We start from the raw sequence: 25113 nt of genomic DNA, 5'->3' as shown, positions 1-25113 counted from the left end.
CAATTCTAATAAAGTGGACAGAGTAATCGAAAAAAAGCAATGGACTCCCCGGAAGATCTGGACGATCATCGGAATAGCCGCGCTGGTGGCGCTTATTGGTGCCAGTTATTTTTATACCGCCGGTGCCAGTCGCCTGAATGTTGATACCGAGCGTATCTCCATCAATGAATTAAAGAAGGGCGCCTTCCAGGAAACCATCCCGGTAAATGGTATTGTTCTCCCGGTTACCACCATCTACCTCGATGCCATTGAAGGTGGACGGGTGGAAGAGAAATATGTAGATGATGGCGCCATCATGACCAAGGGCCAGCCTATCCTGCGGCTCAGTAATACCGACCTGGAACTGAGTTTGAGTAACCAGGAAACACAGGTTTTCAATGTACTTACCCAGATGCAGATATCGCGCAACAATGCCGACCAGAATACCATCACCCGGCTGAACCAGATGGCAGAAGTTGATAATGCACTTAAAGAAGCCGAGCGTGTATACCAGGCCAACAAGCGCCTCTACGATCAGAAGGCGATAGGTTCTCAGGAATATAAATCGTCGGAGAACCTGCACCAGTACCAGCAGAAACGCAAGGCACTTACTGTTGACATTTTGCGCAAGGATTCTATCTCCAGCCGCCAGCAATTGAACCAAATGCAGCAATCATTTGAGCGCATGCAGAATGCACTGCAACTGATGCGCCGCAAGGTGGGCGACCTGGTGGTTCGTGCCCCGGTGGATGGACAGCTAACCTCCCTGGATGCCGAGATCGGTCAGCAGAAGAACAAAGGTGAGCGGCTGGGACAACTCGATGTTCTTAGTGGATTCAAGGTACGTGCGGATATTGATGAACATTATATAAGTCGAATCATTACCGGGCTGAAAGGCAGTTTCAACTTTGCAGGAAAGGATTATGCTCTTACTATCAGGAAGGTATATACGCAGGTATCAGGTGGACGCTTCCAGGTGGATATGGAATTTGAAGGTGAAGTGCCGAAGGGCGTTCGCCGCGGACAAACATTGCAGGTGAAACTGGCATTGAGTGAGGAGAAGCAGGCCATCCTGCTGCCCAAGGGTGGGTTCTACCAGCAGACCGGTGGAAACTGGATCTACAAGGTGAGCGAGGATGGCAGCAAGGCCTACCGTGTTGATATACAGTTGGGCATGCAGAGTCCGGATTACTATGAAGTGCTTGAGGGATTGAATCCCGGCGATAAAGTGATCACCAGCAGTTATGAAAACTTCGGAAACAACCAGGAACTGATCCTGAAAAATAAATAGGCAACCAAACAACCATTAACCATTGAACCTTTTTTTATGAGAAAGTCCATTTTAAAAATCAGCCTGGCAATTGCACTGCTCCTGGTTGTTTCTGCGGAAACCAAAAGTGGTGAACACTATTGTGTGGCCGGCATCATGCCTAAACCAACAGTGTTACCGGCAGATCTGCCCGATGCAGAATATGAAGAAGCTCCTGAAGAAGCCGCTTCCCCCCTATCCGTATTACTTTATATCTAAAATATTCAACCCCATAATATGATCAAGATCTCCAACCTGGAAAAAATTTACCGGACCGAAGAGGTAGAAACGGTAGCACTCAACAAACTATCATTTGAAGTAAAAGAAGGAGAATTCGTTGCAGTGATGGGCCCTTCGGGATGTGGCAAGAGCACGCTGCTGAATATTCTTGGACTGCTGGATGACCCCGATGCCGGAAGCTTTCTTTTCAATGGCATTGAAGTGGCAGGTTTTAACGAACGCAAGCGGGCCGATCTTCGCAAACATAATATTGGCTTCGTTTTCCAGAGCTTCAACCTGATTGATGAGCTCACTGTTTTCGAGAATGTAGAGCTGCCCCTGATCTATACCGGCGTTAAACCGGCGGAGAGAAAAAAGATCGTGGAGGAAGTGCTTGACAAGATGGTGATCATGCATCGACGTAATCACTATCCACAGCAATTATCGGGCGGACAACAGCAACGCGTAGCCGTAGCAAGGGCTGTAGTGAACAATCCCAAGCTTATACTGGCAGATGAACCAACCGGTAATCTTGATTCAAGTAATGGCAATGAAGTGATGCAGTTACTGACCGACCTCAATGAGCAGGGCACCACAATTGTTATGGTAACGCATAGTGAGCATGATGCCCGATATAGCCATCGCATCATCAGGATGCTCGACGGACAAACTGTTATGCAGAATATAATGGTATAATCATTAAACCTTATCCATGTTATTCAATTATTTCAAAATAGCGTTTCGCAATCTCCGGCAGAACAGGATCTTTTCGCTTGTGAATATTGCGGGACTCACCATAGGGATGGCGGCAACAATGCTCATCTTTTTATGGGTGTACCATGAGCGCTCCTGGAACAAGCAGAATGAACATTACCAGGATGTTTACCATGTGTATGCGAACAGAGATTTCAACGGGCAGATCACTTCTGGTCCGGATATGATGTTTCCGCTGCCTGCCGCTGCCAGGGCCAGTTTCCCGGAAGTGGAAGAGGCAGTGATCGTGGATTTTGGAGGCAATCCCCTGTTTACCATTGGCGATAAAATGATCCGCCGGCAAACCCTTACCACCTCCCCCGAATTCTTTAATGTTTTCAGTGCGCAATTCATTGAAGGAAGTGCAAAAGTATTGCAGGATCCGGATGCGCTGGTGGTAACAGAAAGTACTGCGATAGCGTTTTTCGGTCATACAAGGGTGATAGGTGAAACGGTAAAAGTGAATAATGGCCGCAGTGCAACCATAAAGGCAGTTGTAAAAGATCTTCCCGAAAATTCAACAGTCCGATTTGAAGTACTGCAACCCTTCAATCAATCAACTCCACAATACCGCGAGGCGCAAACAGACTGGGTGAACTGTGGCAACCGCGTTTTCTTCCTTGTGAAGCCGGGTGCCAATATCGCATCATTGGAAAAAAAGACCTTAGAGCTAATCAGGAAGAATGCATCCAGCGAAAACGTGACTACGCGTGGTTCTATCATACTACATCCGATGAGCAAATGGAGGCTCTATGAAGAATTCAGGGATGGCCGAAATACAGGAGGACGTATTGCTTATGTAAAATTATTTACCTGGGTAGCCATCATCATATTGCTGATCGCCTGCGTCAACTTCATGAATCTCTCTACAGCAAGATCTGAAAAGCGGGCAAAAGAAGTAGGTATCCGCAAAACGCTGGGATCAGGCAGGAAGCAGTTGTTGCTGCAATTCATTACTGAATCGGTATTGCTCGCCATCATTGCATTTATCCTTGCATCGCTGGTAGTTTGGTTAGTATTGCCGGCATTCGGACAGTTGCTCAACCAGGAAATTAATATTCCCTTTAACGAACCATCCATCTGGATCATCATCCTTTCCATTATATTATTAACCGGCATTATCGCGGGAAGTTATCCGGCGATATACCTCAGCAGTTTCAGGCCGGTGAAAGTGTTGAAAGGTACTTTCCTTCCCGGCAAGAAAGCTTTGTTGCCGCGGAAGATCCTTGTTACTGCGCAGTTTGTAATTTCAATATTGCTGATCTCCGCTACACTGATCATTTACCAGCAATTACAGCATGTGCGTAACCGTGAGCTTGGGTATGATGTCAATAATCTGGTGCTGGTAAGTTCATCAGGTCAGGCACATCGAAATCTTGAGGCCATTCGCAATGACCTGCGCACAACAGGAATGGTAGAATCTGTAACCCATACCAGCAGCGCCGTGAGTGATATCTTCGGATTTACTTCAGGCATCCGCTGGCCGGGGGCTCCTGAGAGCAATAACCTGGTGATCGGGTTCATGTTTGCGGGTCATGACCTGGCGAAGACCATTGGTGCCAGGATGGCTTCGGGGCAGGACTTCCGGCTCAATGATACCAACCATGTGATCTTTAACCAGGAAGCAATTAAGGTTATGGGGATACAGGATCCGGTAGGAAGAGAAATTGAGTGGGCAGGCCGGAGACGCATCATCAGTGGTGTGATAGAAAATATGGTGGTGAACTCGCCTTATACCAGTGCGAGTCCGGCCATGATCGTATACGAACCCAACTGGTCGAACCAGATAAATATCCGCCTGAACCAGGGAGTGGATATCAGGAAAGCCCTGGTACAAATTGAGCAGGTGTTCTCCAGGCATAATCCGGAAAATCCATTTGAGTACAGGTTTATGGATGAGGTGTTCCAGGAGAAATTCACGAATGAGAAACTCATAGGCAAGCTGGCCCTTATCTTCTCGGCGCTTGCCATCTTCGTTTGTTGTTTAGGGTTATTCGGTCTGCTCGCCTTCAGCATCGAAAGAAGAAGTAAAGAACTCAGCATAAGGAAAGTACTGGGTGCCAGTCTGCAGCAGTTGTTGTTGTTGATGTCAACAGAATTCCTGGTGCTTATAGGGCTTGCCTTCCTTATAGCAATACCCGCAGCGTGGTGGGCCATGAAAGAGTGGCTGAACAATTTCGAATACCGTGTAAATATCAGTGCCGGTGTGTTTGTGCTGGTAGGCCTGATAATCCTTTTCATTGCCTTTATAACTATTAGTCTCAATGCCTCCCGTGCGGCGCTGAGCAATCCGGTAAAATCATTGCGTTCCGAATAAACCAATTCTATGTTATTCAACAATCTTAAAATCGCGTGGCGAACACTTATCAAGAATAAGTTCTTTTCGCTGCTTAATATTATCGGACTGGCAACGGGCCTTGCCTGTTTCCTGCTGATTGCCCTTTATGTGATTGATGAACTGAGTTATGACCGATATCATGAGAAAGCTGATCGCATTTACCGGGTCAACTCAGATATTTTATTTGGAGGAAATAGTATGGCCCTGGCAGTAAGTTCTGACATGATGGGTCAAACCATGAAAAAAGACTATCCCGAAGTAGAGCAATTTACCAGGATATATGCATCCAATGGTTCAAGGCTTATAAAAAAAGGCAGTGATTACCTGGAAGAGATGCAGGTATGCCATGTTGATTCCACATTTTTTGAAGTATTCAGTTTTCAGCCTGTTGCAGGCGATCTCAAAAACGCACTGGATGAACCCAACACTGTGGTGATCTCAGAAACAGCAGCAAAAAAATATTTCAACAGTCTTGATGTAGTAGGAAAAACGCTGGATGTAAACGAAAATGGCGGCACCCTTTATAAGATTACTGCGGTAATTAAGGATATGCCAAAGCAATCGCATTTCCGATATGATTTTCTCTTCTCCATGGATAACCTGCAATATGGTTTCGGCGATCATATGAGCCATAATTTCGCGACTTATCTGTTGCTCAGGCCTGGTATTACAGCAAAAAGTCTGGAGGCTAAGTTCCCTGATTATATGAACAGGCATATATTCCCTGTTTTGCAACAGGTGATGCAGATCAAAAGCCTGGATGATATGAAAAAATCAGGCAACAGTTTAACCTATAGCCTGATGCCGATAAAAGATATACATCTGCATTCAGGAAGAAGAGCTGAATTGTCGATCAACAGTGATATACAGTATGTATACATATTTATGGCGGTGGCCATTTTCATCCTGTTGATTGCGTGTATAAATTTTATGAACCTGAGTACGGCAAGGTCTGCCAACCGGGCAAAGGAAGTTGGCATAAGAAAAGTATTAGGAACCACTTACCAGACACTTATCAGGCAGTTCCTCACAGAATCAACACTACTATCTTTCTTTTCGCTGGTAATTGCCATTGCAATAGCAGTGTTTGCCCTGCCGCTCTTTAATAGTATTGCAGGAAAACAGATAAGTGCCTCCCAATTTTTCCAGCCTTTGTTCCTGGTAGTATTAATTTCCATACCCTTTGTGATAGGATTGCTGGCAGGTATCTATCCCGCATTTTACCTATCCTCTTTCAAACCGATTACTGTATTGAAAGGGAAGCTCAGTGGAGGCAGTAAAAAGAGCAACCTGCGGAGTGTGCTGGTAATACTCCAGTTTTCAATGGCGATATTACTGATTGTGGGTACCATTGTAGTATACCGTCAGTTGGGATATATCCAGCAGAAAAAACTTGGCTTCGTTAAAGACCAGGTGATGGTGATCCATAATACACAGGTTCTTGGAGAAGGCACAAAGGCGTTCAAGAATGAACTTTTACGCATTCCCGGGGTGAAGATGGTTACAGATGGTGGATACCTGCCGGTAGATAATAGCAGCAGAAATGACAACACCTTTTCGAAAGAAGCGGTGATGGATATGAAAAATGGATTCAACATGCAGGTATGGAATATTGATGAAAATTATATACCGGTTCTTGGAATGGAATTAAAACAGGGACGTAATTTTTCAAGGGATTTCCAGTCCGATTCCATGGCATTACTGATCAATGAAACCACCGCCCAGATGCTGGGATATGAGGATCCTATTGGAAAAAAAATATACAAGAGCAATAGCAATCTGCAATCGGAGCTGTTGGCGTACACCATTATAGGAGTAGTGAAAAATTTCCATTTTGAATCGTTGAAGCAACAGATCGGTCCGCTTTGCATGCGGCTGGGAAGGGCCGACTATACCATTGCCATGAAAGTGGATGCTGCGCGTATTCCCACCATGGTTAAAGAGGTTGAAAAGAAATTTGATGCACAGGCAGCCGGCTTCCCTTTCCAGTATTCATTTCTCGATGCGTCTTTCAATGAAATGTATAAGGCTGAAGAAAAGGCGGGTAAACTGGCGTTCAGCTTTGCTGTGCTTGCAATACTGATCGCCTGTCTGGGGCTGTTTGGACTGGCGGCATTTATGGCAGAGCAGCGCACCAAAGAGATCGGTGTAAGGAAGGTGCTGGGGGCTTCGGTAAACCAGATCATGGTTTTGTTGTCAAAGGATTTCCTGAAGCTGGTGGCTATATCAGCCTGTCTGGCGTTCCCGATCTCCTGGCTGGTAATGAACAAATGGCTGCAGGACTTTGCTTTCCGCATTGATATCGGCTGGTGGGTGTTTATTGTTGCCGGATTGATGGCCGCCTTGATAGCCCTCTTCACGGTTGGGTTCCAGGCCCTCCGCGCTGCACTTAACAATCCCACACAATCATTGCGATCAGAGTAAAACCAATCCCATGCTAAAAAATTATTTCTTAATAGGTATCCGGAATCTCTGGAGAAACAAAGTGTTTTCCGCTATCAATATCATTGGATTGAGTATCGGACTTGCCTGTTGCATGCTGATATATCTCTACACCATGGATGAACTCAGCTATGATAAGTTTCATGCCAATAAAGAGAATATCTACCGCATTACATCAACAATAGTATCACCTGATGGAACGAAAAATGAAACAGGAATTACAGGCATGATGCCCGGACCTGCTTTCAAAAATAGTATACCCGAAATAGAGAGTTATGTACGGATACAAAATGAGGGACTAACCATTCGCCATAACAATGAGGTGTATGACCAGGATGCACAATATGTTGATGAAAACTTCTTCAATTTCTTCAGTTTCCCATTATTAAGCGGCGACCCGGCTACTGTATTTAACAACCTCAGATCTGTTGTACTATCTGAAGAGCTTGCCATTAAATATTTCGGGACCCGTGATGCCATGGGTAAAACGCTGGAATTAAAATTTGGCGAAGATTTCGAGCCCTTCCAGGTAGCAGGTGTAACTAAAACAACGCCGCAGAATTCATCGCTTAAAATAAAGGTGCTGCTGCCGATGAAATTTGCCGAGTCAAGAAACAAGGATACGGAGTGGATCAATTTTTACCTCAACACATTTGTGGCACTGAAACCCGGTAGCAATATTGCGGCGGTGGAAAACAAATTCCAGCAGGTATTCCAACGGGAGGCAGCTGAGCAATTAAAGGTAAATGCCGAAAAATATGGCTTTAAGGAGAAGGTAAGTTTCGGCTTGCAGCAGCTGCTTGATATGCACCTGAGCACGCGATTCCAGGCTATGAATGGGCTCTATGATGCCAGTAACCCGGTTTATTCGTATATACTATCTGCAATTGCGATTCTGATACTGGTGATCGCCTGTATCAATTTTGTAAACCTGACAATCGGAAGGTCGCTTAAGCGAAGCCGTGAGATAGGCATAAGAAAATGTGTTGGGGGACAAAGAAGCCAGCTCATAGTACAATTTATTGGAGAATCTTTTATCGTATCTGTGATCGCTTTTGGGTTTGCATTGGTGCTGGTAAATCTGGTGCTCCCTTATTTCAATACGCTGGCCAATAAGGCGCTCTCATTCAGTTATCTTTTCAATATAAAACTGGTTCTGGGTTATGCCTTGCTGTTATGTATAACAGCCTTCCTCGCAGGTTTTTATCCGGCACTGGTATTGTCGGGTTTCAATCCGGTGAAAACCCTTTATGGCAGGGCAACCTATGAAGGAAAAAACTATCTGGCAAAAGGGATGGTGGTATTCCAGTTCACCCTCAGCACCTTCCTGATAATAGCTGTTATAACTATCTATACACAATTCAATTACCTCACCCGTTATGACCTCGGCTATAATGATAAGGGTGTGGCACATGTATCGGCAGGCAGGATGGACAAAGCTAAACTTGACGTACTGAAAACTGAACTGATGAAGTATCCCGGTATAGAAAAAGTAGCTGCCGACCAGGGTGGCGGCTGGATTACCGGGGCAAGAATTAATAATGGTACAGACATAACTTTTGACTATAAATACATTGATGAAACCTATCTTCCGTTGTTTGAAATACCTGTGATTGCAGGCAGGAATTTTTCCTTTCCCCTTGACACTGCTAATGGTGTAATAGTGAATGAGAGTTTCGTGAAGAAGGCAGGCTGGAAAAATCCGCTCGACCAGGAAGTAGATTTCTTTTACCATAACCGGAAAATGAAAGTAGTTGGGGTTATTCGTGATTACCATTATGCTTCCTTAAATGAAACCATCCAGCCACAGCTCTTTACATTTCATCCTTCTCATTCATATAATGACGTTTACCTGAAGATCAGTTCAGGTAGTTTAGCCGGAGCACAGGACCATATGATGAAAACGTTCAAATCATTCTTTCCCTTCAGACCATATTCCGTAAAATTCAAGGAGGATGAAAACCTTGCTGCTTATGAATCTGAAGCAAAGTGGAAGCAGATCATAACGATGGGTGCAATCTTAACTATTGTTATTTCCAGTATCGGGTTACTTGGACTGGCAACCATTGCGGCACAGAAAAGAACCAGGGAAATAGGCATAAGGAAAGTATTGGGAGCATCTGTTTATGGCATTGTAAGAAACCTATCCCTTGATTTCCTGAAGCTGGTACTGGTGGCTGCATTAATTGCTTTTCCGATAGCATGGTGGGCTACCAATAAATGGTTAGAGAACTATCCTTACCGCACTGAGATAGGCTGGTGGATCTTTGTATCTGCGGGCTTATTGGTAACCCTGATCGCACTTATGACTATAGGATTCCAGGCATACAGTGCGGCATTGGCCAAGCCCGTGAACAGTTTAAAAGCTGAATAGTATTCAAATGATAAACTTAAAGAACATAACAAAATGGGTGACCAATGGTGGTAACCGGGTGTTTTTGTTGAAGGATATTAACATTGATATCAATGAAGGGGAATTTGTGTCTGTGATGGGACCTTCCGGTTCGGGCAAATCGACTCTGCTGAATATTATCGGTATGCTTGATGATGCAGATGAGGGCAAATACAGTTTCCTTGGTCAGCCCATTCACGAACTCAAAGAAAAACAAAGGGCACAAATATACAAGCAACATATCGGATTTGTTTTCCAGGCCTATCACCTGATTGATGAGTTAACGGTTTATGAGAATATTGAAACACCTCTCCTATACCAGGACACAAAATCTTCAGAAAGGAAAGCCCTGGTGGCTGATATGCTCGACCGGTTTAATATAGTTGGCAAAAAGGATCTCTTCCCCAACCAACTCTCCGGAGGGCAGCAACAGCTTGTAGGTATTGCGAGAGCACTCATCGCCAAGCCAAAATTACTCCTCGCAGATGAACCCACTGGCAACCTGAATTCAAAGCAGGGAGAAGAGATCATGGAGATCTTTAAGAAATTAAATGAAGAAGATGGCGTCACTATTGTTCAGGTGACCCACTCAGAAAAAAATGCTGCATACGGCCATAGGATTATCAACCTCCTGGACGGCCGCATTAACCATCATGCATAAACGAATATGAAAAAGATCGCTATATACCGGTTAAGGACAACTGCCGTTTTAGTAATGCTGGCGCTGGTTATTTCAGAAACAATTGCGCAGGATTCAACCAACAGTCTTAGCCTGCAGGAATGTGTGGAGATAGCATTCCGTCAGAATCTTGAATTGAAGCAGGCAGAACTTCAATCGGCTTCTTCTCAGATAGATTATCGTCAGAGCCGGCAGAATTTATTGCCTTTAGTGAATGGTATTGCTGAGCATGGTCTCAACCAGGGACGAAGCATTGATCCCTTTACCAACTCCTACCTGAACCAGAATATAAACTATGCCAATTATGGATTATCAGGTGGCGTGGTTCTCTTTAGCGGACTGGTATACCAGCAGGCCATTAAACAGCAACGCTATGCCTATGAGGCCGCGCAGATGGATGTTCAGCAGCAGAAGGACAATCTTACCCTGCAGATCATTGTGGCCTACCTGCAGGTATTAAGCAACCAGGACCAGCTGGTTCAGATCAACCGCCAGGTAGAGTTGAGCAGAAGGCAGGTGGAGCGGCTTAAGATCCTGAATGATGAAGGCACTATTACCCCTTCAGAATATACTGACCTGAAGGGTCAATTGGCAAATGATGAAGTGAGTCTGGTAAATACAAAGAACCTGCTGGAGGCAGCTAAACTGCAGCTTGCCCAGCTGATGAACCAGCCCTATGATACCAATCTAAGCCTGGAAAGGATAGAAGCAGAAAATTTTCTTTCCAGCTACCAGGGAGATGCCGCCAGTATCTACCAGGTTGCCCTTCAGCAACTGGCAATTGTTAAAGGCGCCGTATTACGCACGCAGAGTGCGGAGCAGGGTCTTAAGGCAAGAAAAGGAGCGCGTTGGCCAACCCTGAGCCTTAATGCCGGACTGTTCACGAATTATTCAAATGCCGCCAGCACGCAGAATTTATTGAGATCAGAAGATATCGCCACCAACAACTATGTCTTAATGAATGGCGCCAAGTCGCCCGTGTTCACTACGGTGGATTATTATGATCAGGTCAAAATTCCATATAGTGATCAGTTCAGGAATAACTATAGCACCAATATCAACTTAAGTCTTCGGATTCCCATCCTGAATGCCATGCAGAACCGAAACCGCATCAGTCAGGCCCGGCTGGTGGTGCAAAATGCCAGCTATGAGGAAAAAACGACGAAGATCAGGCTTCAGCAGGCCGTGGAGCAGGCATGGTTAAATATGACCGCCACTTACAACAGGTATAACGCCTTGCTGAACCAGGTGGCGGCTTTTGAAGAATCGTTCAGGGGAACAGAAGCCAGGTTCAATGAGGGAGTCCTTAATTCGGTAGATTACCTGGTGGCCAAGAATAACCTCGACCGCGCCAATAATAACCTCATCATAGCCCGCTATGAATATGTGTTGAGGGCTAAGATCCTCGATTATTACCAGGGCAAACCGCTTTGGTAAGGAATGTGGTCTGTCAATTTGGCACTAATCCCTCATTTTCGCTATTTTTGCCCTCTTAATTTGAGTTGAATGGGGGATTTGATGATCCAAAAAGAACATGAGGAGGCCAGGCAGGGCGAGGCATTTGCTCCATTTGCCATGGACCCGAACCGCTACAAAAAGCATTTCTATATAGAAAGCTATGGCTGTGCCATGAACTTCGCAGACAGCGAGGTGGTGGCGTCTATCCTTAATGAATATGGTTATGGTGCTACCCGGAATGCAGAAGAGGCCGACCTGGTTTTACTCAATACCTGTTCAGTAAGGGAGAAGGCTGAGCAGACGGTAAGGAAGCGACTTACAGAGTTTAAAAAAGCCAAGAGAGCAAGGCCGGGTATGCTGGTTGGTATATTGGGATGCATGGCAGAAAGACTTAAATCAAAACTACTGGAAGAAGAAAAGCTGGTAGATATGGTTGTTGGTCCGGATGCCTACCGAACACTTCCCGCCCTTATTGAAGAAGCCGGCACGGGCCAGAAAGCGGTGAATGTAATGCTGAGTCGGGATGAGACCTATGGCGATATCTCACCTGTTCGGTTGAACAGCAATGGCATTACAGCTTTTGTAAGCATCACCCGCGGCTGTAATAATATGTGTTCTTTCTGTGTGGTACCATTTACCAGGGGCCGGGAAAGAAGCAGGGACGCGGAAAGTATTGTAGCCGAATGCAGGAATTTATTTGAAGATGGTTATAAAGAAGTAACCCTGCTTGGGCAGAATGTAGATAGCTATTATTTCGTGAACGAGCAGATGGAAGCTCCCGTCACATTTGCCATGCTGCTTGAAAGGGTTGCTCTTATATCGCCGCAACTAAGGGTTCGGTTCTCTACCTCCCACCCCAAAGACATTACGGATGAAGTTTTGCATACCATGGCACGCCATGAGAATATATGCCGTTATATCCACCTGCCGGTACAGAGCGGAAGTTCGCGCCTCTTGCAGCTTATGAACCGCACCTATACCCGCGAATGGTATATGGCAAAAGTTGACCGTATCAGGGAGGTGATGCCTGATTGCGGGATATCATCTGATGTTATTGCCGGATTTTGTACAGAAACGGAGGAGGACCACCAGGATACACTTTCTATCATGGAGTATAGCAAGTATGATTTCAGCTATATGTATTTCTATAGTGAGCGCCCCGGAACCCTTGCTGCGCGCCGTTTTGAGGATGATATTCCGGAAGCTGTCAAGAAAAGACGCCTGCAGGAAATCGTTGATCTTCAGGGCAGGCTTAGCAGGGAAAGCAACCTGCGAGACCTGGGCAAATCCTTCAAGGTGCTTATCGAAGGAGAAAGCAAAAAGAGTGACCAGCAATGGATGGGAAGAACCAGTCATAATAAAGTGGTGGTTTTCCCGAAAGCAGGTGATTTAAACGCTGGTGATTATGCATGGGTGAAAGTATCCGAATGCACCCAGGCGACTTTACTCGGAGAATTGATCGTTAATTGAACTATAGACCTTCTGACGAATAAACATGGAGATTCAAAGTATAAAAAACAGGTTTGGCATAATAGGCAACTCCCCTGCCCTCAACCATGCGCTTAATGTAGCAGCCCAGGTGGCGAACACTGACCTAAGTGTGCTGATCGTGGGAGAAAGCGGTGTTGGTAAGGAAGCATTTTCACAAATTATACACGCACTTTCTGCCAGAAAACATAATCCCTTTATTGCAGTAAACTGTGGTGCCATCCCTGAGGGTACAATCGACTCTGAATTATTTGGACACGAGAAAGGCGCATTCACTGGTGCAGTGGATAGCAGAAAGGGATATTTTGAAACAGTGAACGGGGGCACAATTTTCCTCGATGAGATCGGTGAACTCCCAATCGGTACCCAGGCCAGGCTTCTCAGGGTGTTGGAAGCAGGCGAGTTTATTCGTGTGGGATCATCAAAGGTGCAGAAGACCGATGTAAGGGTTATTGCGGCCACTAATAAAGACCTGCTGGAATTTACGCAGAATGGAAAATTCAGGGAGGACCTTTATTATCGTCTGAGTACTGTACCAATCAGGGTTCCATCGCTCCGGGACAGGAAGGAAGACATTCCTCTACTTTTCAGAAAGTTTGCTGTTGATTTTGCTGAACGATATAAGACCGCACCTGTACAACTGGATGATGATGCAAGGCAGATCCTGGTAAATTATCCCTGGCCGGGCAATGTTCGGGAACTGAAAAATATTGCGGACCAGATCTCTGTATTGTCAACTGACAAGATCATCAGCGCGCAGGGGCTTCGGCGTTTTCTGCCGGAGACGAACCAGAATCGATTACCCATGCTCGTTAATAGTCCCATGCACGGCAACAAGCAGGAATTCGGTAATGAAAGGGAGCTATTATACAAGCTCTTTTTCGACATGAAAAAAGATGTAACAGAATTGAAGAAGATGTTTGTAGAGATACTCCAGAATCCGGGAGAAGCCTCTGCTGCAGTGGCATACACCAAGGAGAGCCTGATGCGTGAATATCCCATGAATATGGAGATACAACAACCAGCCACTGCGGTACTGCCCTCCTCTTATGTGCAACCCGCTGTTCAGCAGCCGGCCATGATCATGCCACATGATGATATCTATGCACACGAAGAGGTAGAAGAGTCGCTCAATATTATGGACAAGGAAAAGGAGTTGATTGAAAAAGCACTCAAAAAGCATAAAGGAAAAAGAAAAGACGCCGCCTCTGACCTGGGCATTAGTGAAAGAACGCTCTACAGAAAACTAAAAGAATATGATATCAATGACTAGATTGCTCACTATACTAATTGCATCCATATTCTTTTTAAGTGGTTGTTATTCATTCCGCGATATCTCCATTCCGCCGGAGGTTAAGACGGTTCGAATCAATTTCATTGAAAATAAAGCCCGGTATATTAATCCATTGCTGAGTCCGCAGCTTACTGACAAACTGCGTCAGAAAGTAAACAACCAAACCAAGCTGACACAGATCCAGGGAGAGGAGGCGCATTATGATATCAGTGCGACCATAACTGATTACTCCCTTACTACTTCAGGTATTTCAGATAAGCAGGCCGCGAGCAACCGTTTGAATGTAACTGTTCATATTATATTTAAGAACAGGCTTGATGAGAAGAAAGATTTTGAGGCAGATATAACCCGCAATTTTGATTTTAATGCCAGCCTGAGTTTACCCCAGGCAGAAACACAACTGAGTGAAACAATTGTGAACAACCTCAGTGATGAAATTTTCAACCGTATTTTCTCCAACTGGTAATAAGCCAGTATATTGCTCCGCCAGTTAAATGGAATTGAATAAAACCATACAACATTTTTTCCACCAGCCGCATCTGGATGTGGTTGATATTGATGAGATCCGTCGGGCAACCGAACGTTATCCCTATGTGGGAGCGCTTCAGCTGTTGTTACTGAAAAAGCAGCAACAATTGAAATTGAGTCAAACAGATGAGCAATATGCAAAGGCCGCATTGTTTGTTCCCAATATTTACCAGATCGATAGTGTTTTAAGGGATCGACCTGAGCAGGGAATTTTTACCTCTGCTTTTGTAAGGGAACCGGTGCCAGTTGTTCAGGAACAGGAGGAACAAAAGCCTGATCAGGAACTTATAACGATTGAACCGGGGCCAGAAATTGAGAGCGAGCAAGCACATCATGCGGAGATGGAGGAAGTTCAGCTCAAGGAGCAGGAGCAGTTATTGGAGTTGGAGCCAACAAAAGAAGAAGAAACTGAAATTGCAACCGAGCCACATTCAGAGGCCGGCATAGAATCAGAGGAGTTTTCTGAGCAGCAACATGACGACACCCCCGAGCCACCGCTGCGTACCGACCTGCTCAGGATGGAATCCCCTATCCCTATCCCTTCGTTGCGTGATATTAATCCACAAACCGACGAGATGCCGGTGTTTGAGCCTTACCATACTATAGATTATTTCGCCTCGCAGGGCATCAAACTTGGCCAGGATATAAAGCCTGGGGATAAGCTGGGAAAGCAGCTAAAAAGTTTCACTGAGTGGATACGCACAATGAAAAGGCTTCCAAATACTGAAATTGAACAGCAACTGCTTGATACCAGCAATGGTGACAATATTGTGGCCATGGCTGCCGGATCGGTTGAAATGAAGGAAGTTGTGACAGAAACCATGGCGGAGGTATTGTTAAAACAGGGAAATAAGGCCCGCGCCATCGATATATACCGCAAATTAAGTTTGGCTTATCCCGACAAATCCGCTTATTTTGCGGCACGAATTGAAAATTTAAAACATAGATAAGATGACAATTCTTTTCCTGATATTAGTAATACTGGCTAGTGTGATACTGGGGTTTATTATTCTCGTACAGAATCCAAAGGGCGGCGGATTGGCCGGCAGTGTTGCGGGGCTCAGTAATCAGTTTATGGGTGTTAAGCAAACTACTGATGTACTTGAAAAAGGCACCTGGATTTTTGCAACCGTTGTTGCTTTGCTTTGCCTTTTCAGTGCTATGTTCATTCCGAAGACCACTGCCAGCAACAACAATCTGCTTGAGCAACTGAATACAAAACCAGCAGCAACTGCACCTGCACAAACACCTCCTGCGCAGAATGCACAACCCCTTATTCCGGCTCCTGCTACAACAGATACTACAAAATAATAATCTGATAAGCTTAGTTATAAAGACCCTGCCACTGGCAGGGTTTTTTCTTTATTTTACAAAGCAATCGAAGATCCATGAAAAGAGTCCTTTTGATAATGATGTTATTAGTAGTGCTGGCCGCAGCAATTGTTGCGTGGAAAGTTTTAGGCCCTGCTACGGGTTTCACCGCAAAAACATATTACCTGGAGATTCCTACTGGCAGTAACTATGAGCAGGTAATGAAAATAATAAAGAGAGATACCGTTGTTAAGAATCCGTCCTTATTCGGGGTTATCGCCACACAACTCGATTATCCTGAGAAGGTTAAGGCGGGGCGTTATTCCATCCCGGCAAACAGCAGCCTGATCAGTATTATCCGCAAGCTTAGAAACGGGCAGCAGGATGCTGTGAACCTGGTAATCACAAAACTGCGAACCAAAGAAGACCTTGCCTCTCTCGCAGCCCGAAAGCTGGAATTTGATTCCATCGCAATGATCAGTTTCCTTAATAATAATGATTCGCTTAAAGCATATGGGTTAGATAGTAATACCGTAATGACAGGAGTGATGCCAGATACTTATACTTATTTCTGGAATACAACTCCTTCAAAGGTGATAGCAAAGATCATGCGTTCCCGGGAAAGCTTTTGGAATGAGGAGCGCAAACAGAAAGCCACAGGTTTGAAACTAAGTCCAGAGCAGGTAGTTATCCTTGCCTCCATTGTGGAAGAGGAGACAAATAAAAATGATGAAAAAGATACTATAGCCAGCGTTTATATTAACAGGCTCAACAAAGGGATGCGTCTTGGCGCAGACCCAACCGTAAAATTCGCACTCCGTGATTTCGGGCTAAAGCGCATATACAACAAGCATCTTGCGGTTGAATCACCATATAATACTTACAGGGTGGCGGGTTTGCCACCAGGCCCCATTTGCACGCCGCAAAAAGTGACAATTGATGCGGTTCTGAGGGCACCACAAACAAATTACCTTTTCTTTGTAGCAAGGCCCGATTTCTCAGGTTATCATGTGTTTGCCGAAAATTATAATCAACACCTGCAATATGCGAAGGCATATCAATCGGCATTGGATACTTATATGAAGAAAAAGAATCAACCTGAAGATACCGGCAATAACGGCAAATGATCAAACTGGAACGCATCATACTCGAAAGCGCGCCGATGCGCTTCCTGACGAGCAAAAGCAAGCAGATATCCCTACCGGGATTTGAAGGCCTGCCCCTTTATGATGTGATCGTGTTTTTTTTGCAACAGGTTAAAAAAGTGGGATTGAATGACAGGGCGGCGGCCATTTCATTTAATCTGCTGATGGCGATTCCTGCTGCTACAATATTTCTCTGTACCCTTATCCCCTATATGCCATTTTCTAAACAGATTACGGCAGAACTATTGTTGTTAACCCGCGACCTCACACCTAACCAGACCACCTATGTGATGGTGAAAGATTTTTTGGTGGACTTTCTTGAAACACCACGCTCCGGACTACTTTCACTCGGTTTTTTCATAGCAGTTTTCTATGCCTCAAACGCAGTGTTGGGCATCATGCGAACATTTAATAAATCACTTCTCTATGCTACCAGCCGGAATTTTCTTTTGAGCAGATGGGTGGCAGTGAAGATCACAACCATTCTTATCCTAATGATCTTCATTGTTATCATACTGTTGATAGCACAGGGTACTTTCCTGCACTGGATACTTGATAAACTGGATATTAACACGCCGCTTGTTTCATGGCTTGTGGCTAATCTTCGCTGGGTATTTATTGTTGCGCTTGTATATTATAGTATAGCCATCATTTACAAATATGTTCCGGCTATACATGAACGTTGGCAGCTCTCCTCCCCGGGTACCATCCTCGCCACCGGGCTAATTATCCTTACAGTACTGATTTTTTCCTTTTGGGTGAATACTTTCGGAAGCTTTAACAAAGTATATGGCTCTATCGGAACAATAATGATCCTGATGGTTCTTATCGATTTCAGCGCGCTGGTACTGCTTATTGGATATGAACTCAACGTTAGTATCCATTCACTCAAGATGATGGCGGCTGAAAGAGCCCGTAAAGAAGCCCTTGAGCAGAAGGAATCTTAAAAATTTTAACGAACTTTAGAATGAACCCCTAACGGGGTTGCGGTATTTATTAAAAATAAAGGACATGAAAAAATTACTGATGCTTGCCGCAATTGCTATTACTGCTTTTGCATTCACTATGCAACAAGGTTCATTGCCCATAGGCTCAGATATTCCTAAAGCGGATATTAAGATGAAGGATGTTTCCGGAAAGATCCTTTCCCTTGCTGATATAAAAACACCCAATGGATTACTTGTAATGTTCAGTTGCAATACTTGTCCATACGTTGTAAAAAACCAGGAGCGCACCCGCGAGATCAGCAAATATGCGCTGGAAAAAAATATTGGTGTGGTCCTTCTGAACTCCAATGAAGGTGAACGTTCCAAAGCTGATTCCTATAATGCCATGCAAACCTACGCTAAAAAGCAGGGGTATAACTGGCCTTATGCCATTGATAGTAACAATGAGTTGGCAGACGCATTCGGTGCAGCAAGAACACCTGAGGTTTTCCTGTTTAACGGTGATGGAAAACTGGTATATCATGGCGCCATTGATGATAGTCCCGCCGATGAATCCAAAATTTCGCGTACGCATCTTCGTGAAGCCATCAACGAAACTATTGCAGGAAAAGACGTTACTGTAAAGGAAACAAGGTCTGTGGGTTGTGGCATCAAGCGGAAAAGCTGATCTCTTATTTTGTTAACAAGTCAAATGCTTCGATAACCTGGAGTTGCGTCATAGGGCGCCCAACAAACCTTCGGTAAGCACGGTTATTATTAACAAATAATGTAACCGGCATAGCACCTTGCCAGGAAGGGTCGATGCGTGGGCAGAAATCATCTGCATTGGTTTCATTCAACCAGAACTGGGTAGCTCCGAAGAAGTTTCTTTTTTTCAGGAAGGATTCTACTTTTGCCGGGTAAAAGTCAGGCAGATCAAGGCTAACAAGCACCATTTCCACTGAATCATTTTTGGCAGCTGATTCAAGGAAGTAAGGGATCTCCTCTATACAAGGCTTGCAGAAACTGGCCCAGAAATTGACCACCATTGGTTTATGGCTGTTCCGTATATAATTGTCAAGCTCATCAATGGAAATTTTCTTTACCATCTGAGCCTGGCTGCAAACACAGGCAAAGAATAATAACAATAAAAGCGCGACCTGCTTCATGATCGCAATTTAAGAGAATCAATATTTACGTATAAACATTTAACAATATGGGGAAGAAAATACTACTGATCACGGCCATCATACTGGGAACCATGCTGGCATTTGCAGCAGCCGTCCCCTTTTTGTTTGGGGACAAGCTTAAGAAGATCGCGGAAAAAGAGCTTAATGAACAACTAACGGCAAATTCCTCATTCAAAGATGTTTCCATATCATTCTTTCGCAACTTTCCAAAGCTTAGTGTTGGCCTTGAACAGTTGTATATAGGTGGGCCGGGTAACTTTTCCTCCGATACCCTCCTGGTTGCCGACAGGATGGATATTGCCATAAACCTTTTCAGCCTTTTTGGTTCTGGTCCTGTAAAAGTTAATAATGTAGTTTTCAACAAACCTTCCATTCACCTGATGGTTGATGAAAAAGGAGAGGTTAACTGGGATATAATGAAGTCTGCAGAAGAAACAGGAGCAAAAGATACTTCGGCTTCAGAAGTTTCTGTCGAATTAAACCGCTATGAGGTTATTGACGGAAGGTTGCGTTATGATGATGTTCAGGCTGACATGCATATGGACCTATCGCAACTTAATCATATAGGAAGTGGAAATTTTACAGCTGATAATTTTCTTTTGGAAACGGCTACCACTGCTGGAGAAGCCAGCTTTACCTATGCTGGAATACCCTACCTGGTAAAAACAAAAACCGCAATAGATGCAGCTATTGACGTAAACCTTCCACAGAACAAATACAGTTTCGCCAAAGCTAAAGCCACTATCAACGAACTAAAGATTGATGGGGATGGGTTTTTCCAGTTGGTGAACGATTCCACCTATAATATGGATATCGTTTTCAAAACTCCTTCTAATGAATTCAGGGATATACTTTCACTGGTACCAGCGATATACCAAAAAGATTTCAAGGATCTTACCACAAAGGGGACAGCAGCTTTTGAAGGGTTTGTAAGAGGAATATATGCACCTGGGAAAATTCCCGCATATTCAGTGAATGCCATTATAAAAGATGGTTTCTTTCAATATCCTGATCTCCCAAAACCAGTAAAGGAAATTAACCTTCAATTGAAGGCCTCTAACGTAGATGGTCAACCGGATAATACCATAATTGATATAAGCAATGCAACCCTGAAATTTGGTGAGGAGCCTTTCAGTTTTCGGGTGCTCTATAAAAATCCTGAAACTATACAGTACATTGATGCTGCTGCCAAAGGAAATCTTGATCTGGGCACAATTGGACAGTTTGTGAAACTGGAAGAGGGTACAAAATTGTCGGGCCAGGTAAAAGCCGACATTTCAGGAAAGGGAAACCTGAATGTTGTATTAAAACAACAGCCAGGACCCTTCCAGGCAAATGGCTTCTTTGAATTAAGTAATCTTCTGTATGCCTCAAAGGAATTTCCTCAACCTATCCGGAATACGAGTGCAACGATATTAGTAAGCAATACAGATGGCATAGCCGATAATACTGTGGTGAAAATTCCTGCAGGTCATGCAGAATTTGGTACAGATAAAATAGATTTCAGCCTGCTGCTTACTAACCCTGCCACTGATCCAAATTTTGATGTAAGTGCAAAAGGGGGCTTCCAACTCGACCGTGTGAAGCAGTTCTATACTTTCGAACCCGGAACTAGTATTGATGGCCATCTCGATGCGGATATGCGGATCCGGGGGAAAAAATCCTTTGTTGACCAGGAGAAATATGATGCCATACAATCATCTGGTACAATTGTAGTTAAGGACCTCATCTACAAGACCCAGGAATACCAGGATGGTTTTTTGTTGAAAAATGCTGTCTTAAACCTGGCTCCAAAGGATATTGAGATAAGTAATGCGAATGGAAGTTTTATGCAAACCAACTTTAATGGCAATGGAAAAATTCATAATGCCATAGGTTATGCACTTAAGGATGAACCATTGAGCGGTACAATGAATCTGAAGGCGGGGAAAGTTGATCTTAATAAATGGATGGGTACAACACCTGCCGGCACCAAAACATCGCAAGCTGCAACGAAACCATTTGAAGTGCCAGGCAATATCCGTTTCAACATTAGTACTGATATTGATGAAGTGGTATATGATAATGTTTCTTACAAAGATGTAAAGGGGGGACTTACAATTGCCAACGAAACCGTTAGTCTTGATAATCTCACTATGCAGGCACTTGATGGTGGTATCAATCTTAATGGTTCCTATTCCACTCGCCTGAATAAGGCCAAACCAGCGATCAGCCTGGCCTTCCAGCTCTCAAACCTGGATGTGCAAAAAACCTTTAACGCATTTAATACAGTCAAATTCCTTATGCCGATAGGTGAATTCATAACCGGAAAATTAAGTTCGGGACTCACAGTCAATGGAACACTTGGGGAGGAAATGATGCCGGATCTCGGGTCACTCACAGGTAATGGGATGATCTTATTAATAGAAGGATTTCTGAGCAAATTCAAGCCGCTGGAAGTTCTTGCCGATAAACTTAAGATTGAGTCGCTGCAGAATATAAGTTTCAAGGATGTAAAGCAGTATTTTGAATTCGTTAATGGGAAGGTTCTTGTAAAGCCCTTCATGGTTAAGGTAAAAGACATAGACATGGAAATTGGAGGGATGCATGGTTTTGACCAGTCACTTGATTATATTATCAACCTCAAAGTACCCCGCTCCAAACTTGGAACTGGTGCCAACCAGGTGGTTGATGGCCTGGTAGGTGAATTGACCAAAAAAGGAATTCCCGTAAAACTTGGAGAAACAGTAAGCCTTAAGGTCAAAATGGGAGGCAGTATTAAAAGTCCAACCCTCAGTTATAATCTCCAGGATGCCACAGAGAGCCTGGCGACGGAAATGAAAGACCTTGTGCGTGATCTTGCCATGGAGCAGAAAGCAAAGGCTGACAGTGCGCTTGGTGTGGCCAAACAGGCTGCAAAGGATTCGCTGGAAGCAATCCGTGAGAAAGCGGTACAGGAGGCGAAGAAAAAAGTGAAGGAACAGATATTTGGCCGGGATAGCACCTCTGCAAAAGATACACTTGTGGCCAGGGATACCAGTAGCGGACAGGCTCCGAAAAAAGCTTCAGATGCTGCAAAAGGCCTTATTAAGGACATCCTCAAAAAGAAAAAGCCGGCTGTAGATACAACCCAAAAACAGCAATAATGCCTTTTTTGGCTTTTCTCCCCTATTTTTGCCCACTCTAAAATTTTTGTTAACAAGAATCTATTATGGACAAATTGTTTTACCTGGTCCCTGCAATGGGTGTCATCGGCTTGCTGTACACCTTTGTGAAATTTGCATGGGTTTCCAAACAGGATGCTGGCAATGACCGCATGAAAGAGATCAGCACTTATATTGCTGAAGGTGCCATGGCCTTTCTTAAAGCAGAGTGGAAGATCCTCGGTTATTTCGTTGTGATCGTTTCAATCCTGCTAGGCTTCATGGCAAGCCGTAATGAACATTCACACTGGACTATCGCACTGGCATTTATTGTTGGGGCCGTATTCAGTGCCCTGGCCGGTTATATCGGAATGCGCATTGCTACCAAAGCCAATGTACGCACTGCCCAGGCAGCACGTACCAGCCTTTCCAAAGCGCTGAACGTTTCTTTTACAGGAGGTTCGGTTATGGGATTGGGTGTTGCCGGACTTGCAGTATTGGGTCTTGGTGGACTCTTTATTGTGCTGGTTCAGTATTTCGCACCTGGCCTGGGAGCCAATGATAAATTGGTAGCCAAAGCAATTGAGGTGCTGACAGGTTTCTCGTTAGGTGCTGAATCAATTGCACTTTTCGCGCGAGTGGGTGGGGGTATTTATACTAAAGCTGCTGACGTTGGTGCTGACCTTGTAGGAAAAGTAGAAGCAGGTATTCCTGAAGATGATCCCCGTAACCCCGCGACCATAGCAGATAACGTGGGTGATAACGTGGGTGATGTTGCAGGTATGGGCGCTGATCTTTTTGGTTCTTATGTTGCAACTGTGCTGGCTACCATGGTACTTGGGCAGGAGACCATAGCAACTGATTCATTTGCTGGTTTCTCTCCAATTCTACTTCCCATGCTGATAGCGGGTGTTGGAATTCTCTTCTCAATTGTGGGAACGTGGTTTGTCCGCATTTCTGATTCTGCCGGAATCAGTACCGATGCCGTGCAGAAAGCATTGAACATGGGAAACTGGGGTTCTATCGTTTTAACAGCAATCGCATCTTTCTTCCTTGTACAATATATTCTTCCGGAAACGACAATGAGCCTTCGTGGGTTTGAGTTCAACCGCATGGATGTTTTTTATGCTATAGTAGTTGGACTGGTGGTAGGAACTTTAATGAGTATCATTACTGAATACTACACGGCCATGGGTAAACGCCCGGTGAAATCTATCATCAGGCAATCAGCAACAGGTCATGCTACCAATGTTATTGGAGGTTTGGCAGTTGGTATGGAATCTACCTTCCTTCCCATCCTTGTGCTGGCATCAGGAATTTACGGAGCACATTATTTCGCCGGATTATATGGTGTTGCAATAGCAGCTGCAGGTATGATGGCCACCACAGCAATGCAACTTGCCATCGACGCATTCGGACCCATTGCAGATAATGCAGGTGGTATTGCTGAAATGAGTGAGTTACCAAAAGAGGTTAGGGAAAAAACAGACGTACTGGATGCAGTTGGAAATACCACTGCGGCAACCGGTAAAGGGTTTGCCATCGCTTCTGCCGCCCTTACTGCTCTTGCGCTTTTTGCTGCCTTTGTGGGCGTAGCCGGCATCGATGGAATTGATATTTATAAAGCAGACGTGCTGGCCTGCCTGTTTGTTGGTGGTATGATCCCATTCATCTTTTCTTCACTCGCCATCCGTGCCGTTGGAGAAGCTGCCATGGCAATGGTGGAAGAAGTACGCAGACAGTTCCGCACTATTCCTGGAATTATGGAAGGAACGGGAAAGCCGGAATATGATAAATGTGTTGCCATCTCAACGGATGCATCTATTAAGAAAATGATGCTTCCCGGCGCTATAACCATCATCTCTCCTCTTATCATTGGGTTCGCATTTGGTCCTGAAGCATTAGGTGGATTTCTTGCTGGTGCTACAGTGAGTGGTGTATTGATGGGAATGTTCCAGAATAATGCTGGGGGTGCATGGGATAATGCGAAAAAATCCTTTGAGAAAGGGGTTGAAATTAATGGAGAGATGTACTACAAAAAATCTGAACCACATAAAGCATCTGTAACAGGAGATACGGTGGGAGATCCTTTTAAAGATACTTCAGGACCTTCCATGAATATCCTGATCAAGCTTATGAGTATTGTTTCTTTGGTGATAGCTCCCACACTGGCCGACCTCCACAATACACGTGGAGAAGCGGTGGCCGTTGCCCAGAAGATCGAGAGAAAAATGGAAATACGCGTTGATGCAAATGGAAATTCTGAAGCAAAAGTTCAGATCAGCGGATCAAATGCGGATGAGGCTTTAAATGGCCTGGTAGAAGCTTTACAGCGTGATGGTTTCAGTAAAGATGGCAAACTGGCTGTAGCCTACAAAGGCGGACAGCTTGTAGTAAACGGTACTGAACAATCGGCTGAAGTAGTTAAGAAATATGAAAAATTTCTTGATTCAGATAAGGAATTATCCTTTTCGATCAATGTAGATGAGAAATAACTCCTACATTTGTTTTAGAAACTAATCAGATCCAAATACCAAAAG

The 25113-nt window shown here is 44.5% G+C and carries 19 protein-coding genes; 18 read left to right on the top strand and 1 reads right to left on the bottom strand.

Going from position 1 to position 25113, the window contains the following annotated elements; genetic code table 11:
• Positions 1–13 precede the first annotated feature (13 nt).
• The 16 genes from V6M43_RS09535 to V6M43_RS09460 all read left to right on the top strand — a co-directional run bounded on the left by V6M43_RS09535 (position 14) and on the right by V6M43_RS09460 (position 18949).
• Positions 14–1270: an efflux RND transporter periplasmic adaptor subunit gene (locus V6M43_RS09535; RefSeq protein WP_332734665.1), complete on the top strand. Its 1257-nt coding sequence runs from the start codon at positions 14–16 to the stop codon at positions 1268–1270.
• 36 nt (positions 1271–1306) lie between these two features.
• A complete protein-coding gene (locus V6M43_RS09530; protein WP_332734664.1) occupies positions 1307–1507 on the top strand; it encodes a hypothetical protein in 201 nt (66 codons plus the stop codon).
• Between the two features lie 18 nt (positions 1508–1525).
• Positions 1526–2203 (top strand): ABC transporter ATP-binding protein, encoded by a 678-nt coding sequence (locus tag V6M43_RS09525; protein ID WP_039132208.1) that lies wholly within the window; start codon positions 1526–1528, stop codon positions 2201–2203.
• A 16-nt stretch (positions 2204–2219) separates the two neighbouring features.
• Complete coding sequence (locus V6M43_RS09520; protein WP_332734661.1) at positions 2220–4577, top strand: FtsX-like permease family protein; 2358 nt, start codon at positions 2220–2222, stop codon at positions 4575–4577.
• A gap of 9 nt (positions 4578–4586) precedes the next feature.
• Positions 4587–7022, top strand: coding sequence for an ABC transporter permease (locus V6M43_RS09515; protein WP_332734659.1), 2436 nt, complete (start codon positions 4587–4589; stop codon positions 7020–7022).
• Between the two features lie 10 nt (positions 7023–7032).
• Positions 7033–9414 (top strand): ABC transporter permease, encoded by a 2382-nt coding sequence (locus V6M43_RS09510; protein WP_332734657.1) that lies wholly within the window; start codon positions 7033–7035, stop codon positions 9412–9414.
• A gap of 7 nt (positions 9415–9421) precedes the next feature.
• Positions 9422–10093, top strand: coding sequence for an ABC transporter ATP-binding protein (locus tag V6M43_RS09505; RefSeq protein ID WP_332734655.1), 672 nt, complete (start codon positions 9422–9424; stop codon positions 10091–10093).
• Positions 10094–10099: 6 nt separating this feature from the next.
• Positions 10100–11548: a TolC family protein gene (locus V6M43_RS09500; RefSeq protein WP_332734653.1), complete on the top strand. Its 1449-nt coding sequence runs from the start codon at positions 10100–10102 to the stop codon at positions 11546–11548.
• 81 nt (positions 11549–11629) lie between these two features.
• Positions 11630–13039 carry a tRNA (N6-isopentenyl adenosine(37)-C2)-methylthiotransferase MiaB gene (gene miaB / locus V6M43_RS09495; protein ID WP_332734652.1) on the top strand — a complete coding sequence of 470 codons (1410 nt, stop codon included), beginning with the start codon at positions 11630–11632 and terminating at the stop codon, positions 13037–13039.
• A 25-nt stretch (positions 13040–13064) separates the two neighbouring features.
• Entirely contained in the window at positions 13065–14330 is a 1266-nt protein-coding gene (locus tag V6M43_RS09490) for a sigma-54 interaction domain-containing protein (protein WP_332734650.1), read from the top strand.
• Positions 14323–14817: an LPS assembly lipoprotein LptE gene (lptE, locus tag V6M43_RS09485; protein ID WP_332734648.1), complete on the top strand. Its 495-nt coding sequence runs from the start codon at positions 14323–14325 to the stop codon at positions 14815–14817. Before V6M43_RS09490 ends, lptE begins: the two co-directional genes overlap by 8 nt.
• Positions 14818–14845: 28 nt before the next feature.
• On the top strand, positions 14846–15829 hold the full coding sequence (locus V6M43_RS09480) for a hypothetical protein (RefSeq protein ID WP_332734646.1): 984 nt from the start codon (positions 14846–14848) through the stop codon (positions 15827–15829).
• A gap of 1 nt (position 15830) precedes the next feature.
• Positions 15831–16190: a preprotein translocase subunit SecG gene (gene secG, locus V6M43_RS09475; protein WP_039132226.1), complete on the top strand. Its 360-nt coding sequence runs from the start codon at positions 15831–15833 to the stop codon at positions 16188–16190.
• Positions 16191–16267: 77 nt separating this feature from the next.
• Entirely contained in the window at positions 16268–17317 is a 1050-nt protein-coding gene (mltG, locus tag V6M43_RS09470) for an endolytic transglycosylase MltG (RefSeq protein ID WP_332734643.1), read from the top strand.
• Positions 17314–18282: a YihY/virulence factor BrkB family protein gene (locus tag V6M43_RS09465; protein WP_332734641.1), complete on the top strand. Its 969-nt coding sequence runs from the start codon at positions 17314–17316 to the stop codon at positions 18280–18282. The genes mltG and V6M43_RS09465 overlap by 4 nt, the downstream gene beginning before the upstream one ends.
• 64 nt (positions 18283–18346) lie before the next feature.
• The gene (locus V6M43_RS09460) at positions 18347–18949 is read left to right on the top strand and encodes a thioredoxin family protein (protein ID WP_332734639.1); all 603 of its coding nucleotides are present in this window, start codon (positions 18347–18349) and stop codon (positions 18947–18949) included.
• Positions 18950–18953: 4 nt separating this feature from the next.
• On the opposite strand, the gene V6M43_RS09455 is transcribed toward V6M43_RS09460, so the two are convergent.
• Positions 18954–19430 (bottom strand): TlpA disulfide reductase family protein, encoded by a 477-nt coding sequence (locus V6M43_RS09455; RefSeq protein ID WP_332734638.1) that lies wholly within the window; start codon positions 19428–19430, stop codon positions 18954–18956.
• 47 nt (positions 19431–19477) lie between these two features.
• Between V6M43_RS09455 and V6M43_RS09450 the strand changes: the two genes are divergently transcribed.
• Together V6M43_RS09450 and V6M43_RS09445 are read left to right on the top strand one after the other, a co-directional pair.
• A complete protein-coding gene (locus V6M43_RS09450; protein ID WP_332734636.1) occupies positions 19478–22576 on the top strand; it encodes an AsmA family protein in 3099 nt (1032 codons plus the stop codon).
• A gap of 65 nt (positions 22577–22641) precedes the next feature.
• Positions 22642–25068, top strand: coding sequence for a sodium-translocating pyrophosphatase (locus V6M43_RS09445; protein ID WP_332734634.1), 2427 nt, complete (start codon positions 22642–22644; stop codon positions 25066–25068).
• Positions 25069–25113: the final 45 nt, after the last annotated feature.

The sequence above is a fragment of the Flavihumibacter sp. genome, assembly GCF_036676075.1.
GTDB lineage: Bacteria > Bacteroidota > Bacteroidia > Chitinophagales > Chitinophagaceae > Flavihumibacter.
Note: the sequence above shows the minus strand (reverse complement) of the source record. Positions and strands in the feature narration are given on the sequence as shown.

Coding starts and splice junctions, on each gene's coding strand:
- V6M43_RS09490 (WP_332734650.1), top strand. CDS start 13,065: ATGGAGATTCAAAGTATAAAAAACAGGTTTGGCATAATAGGCAACTCC.
- V6M43_RS09525 (WP_039132208.1), top strand. CDS start 1,526: ATGATCAAGATCTCCAACCTGGAAAAAATTTACCGGACCGAAGAGGTA.
- secG (WP_039132226.1), top strand. CDS start 15,831: ATGACAATTCTTTTCCTGATATTAGTAATACTGGCTAGTGTGATACTG.
- V6M43_RS09455 (WP_332734638.1), bottom strand. CDS start 19,430: ATGAAGCAGGTCGCGCTTTTATTGTTATTATTCTTTGCCTGTGTTTGC.
- lptE (WP_332734648.1), top strand. CDS start 14,323: ATGACTAGATTGCTCACTATACTAATTGCATCCATATTCTTTTTAAGT.
- V6M43_RS09450 (WP_332734636.1), top strand. CDS start 19,478: ATGGGGAAGAAAATACTACTGATCACGGCCATCATACTGGGAACCATG.
- V6M43_RS09520 (WP_332734661.1), top strand. CDS start 2,220: ATGTTATTCAATTATTTCAAAATAGCGTTTCGCAATCTCCGGCAGAAC.
- V6M43_RS09445 (WP_332734634.1), top strand. CDS start 22,642: ATGGACAAATTGTTTTACCTGGTCCCTGCAATGGGTGTCATCGGCTTG.
- V6M43_RS09510 (WP_332734657.1), top strand. CDS start 7,033: ATGCTAAAAAATTATTTCTTAATAGGTATCCGGAATCTCTGGAGAAAC.
- V6M43_RS09505 (WP_332734655.1), top strand. CDS start 9,422: ATGATAAACTTAAAGAACATAACAAAATGGGTGACCAATGGTGGTAAC.
- V6M43_RS09515 (WP_332734659.1), top strand. CDS start 4,587: ATGTTATTCAACAATCTTAAAATCGCGTGGCGAACACTTATCAAGAAT.
- V6M43_RS09465 (WP_332734641.1), top strand. CDS start 17,314: ATGATCAAACTGGAACGCATCATACTCGAAAGCGCGCCGATGCGCTTC.
- miaB (WP_332734652.1), top strand. CDS start 11,630: ATGATCCAAAAAGAACATGAGGAGGCCAGGCAGGGCGAGGCATTTGCT.
- V6M43_RS09500 (WP_332734653.1), top strand. CDS start 10,100: ATGAAAAAGATCGCTATATACCGGTTAAGGACAACTGCCGTTTTAGTA.
- V6M43_RS09480 (WP_332734646.1), top strand. CDS start 14,846: ATGGAATTGAATAAAACCATACAACATTTTTTCCACCAGCCGCATCTG.
- V6M43_RS09530 (WP_332734664.1), top strand. CDS start 1,307: ATGAGAAAGTCCATTTTAAAAATCAGCCTGGCAATTGCACTGCTCCTG.
- V6M43_RS09460 (WP_332734639.1), top strand. CDS start 18,347: ATGAAAAAATTACTGATGCTTGCCGCAATTGCTATTACTGCTTTTGCA.
- mltG (WP_332734643.1), top strand. CDS start 16,268: ATGAAAAGAGTCCTTTTGATAATGATGTTATTAGTAGTGCTGGCCGCA.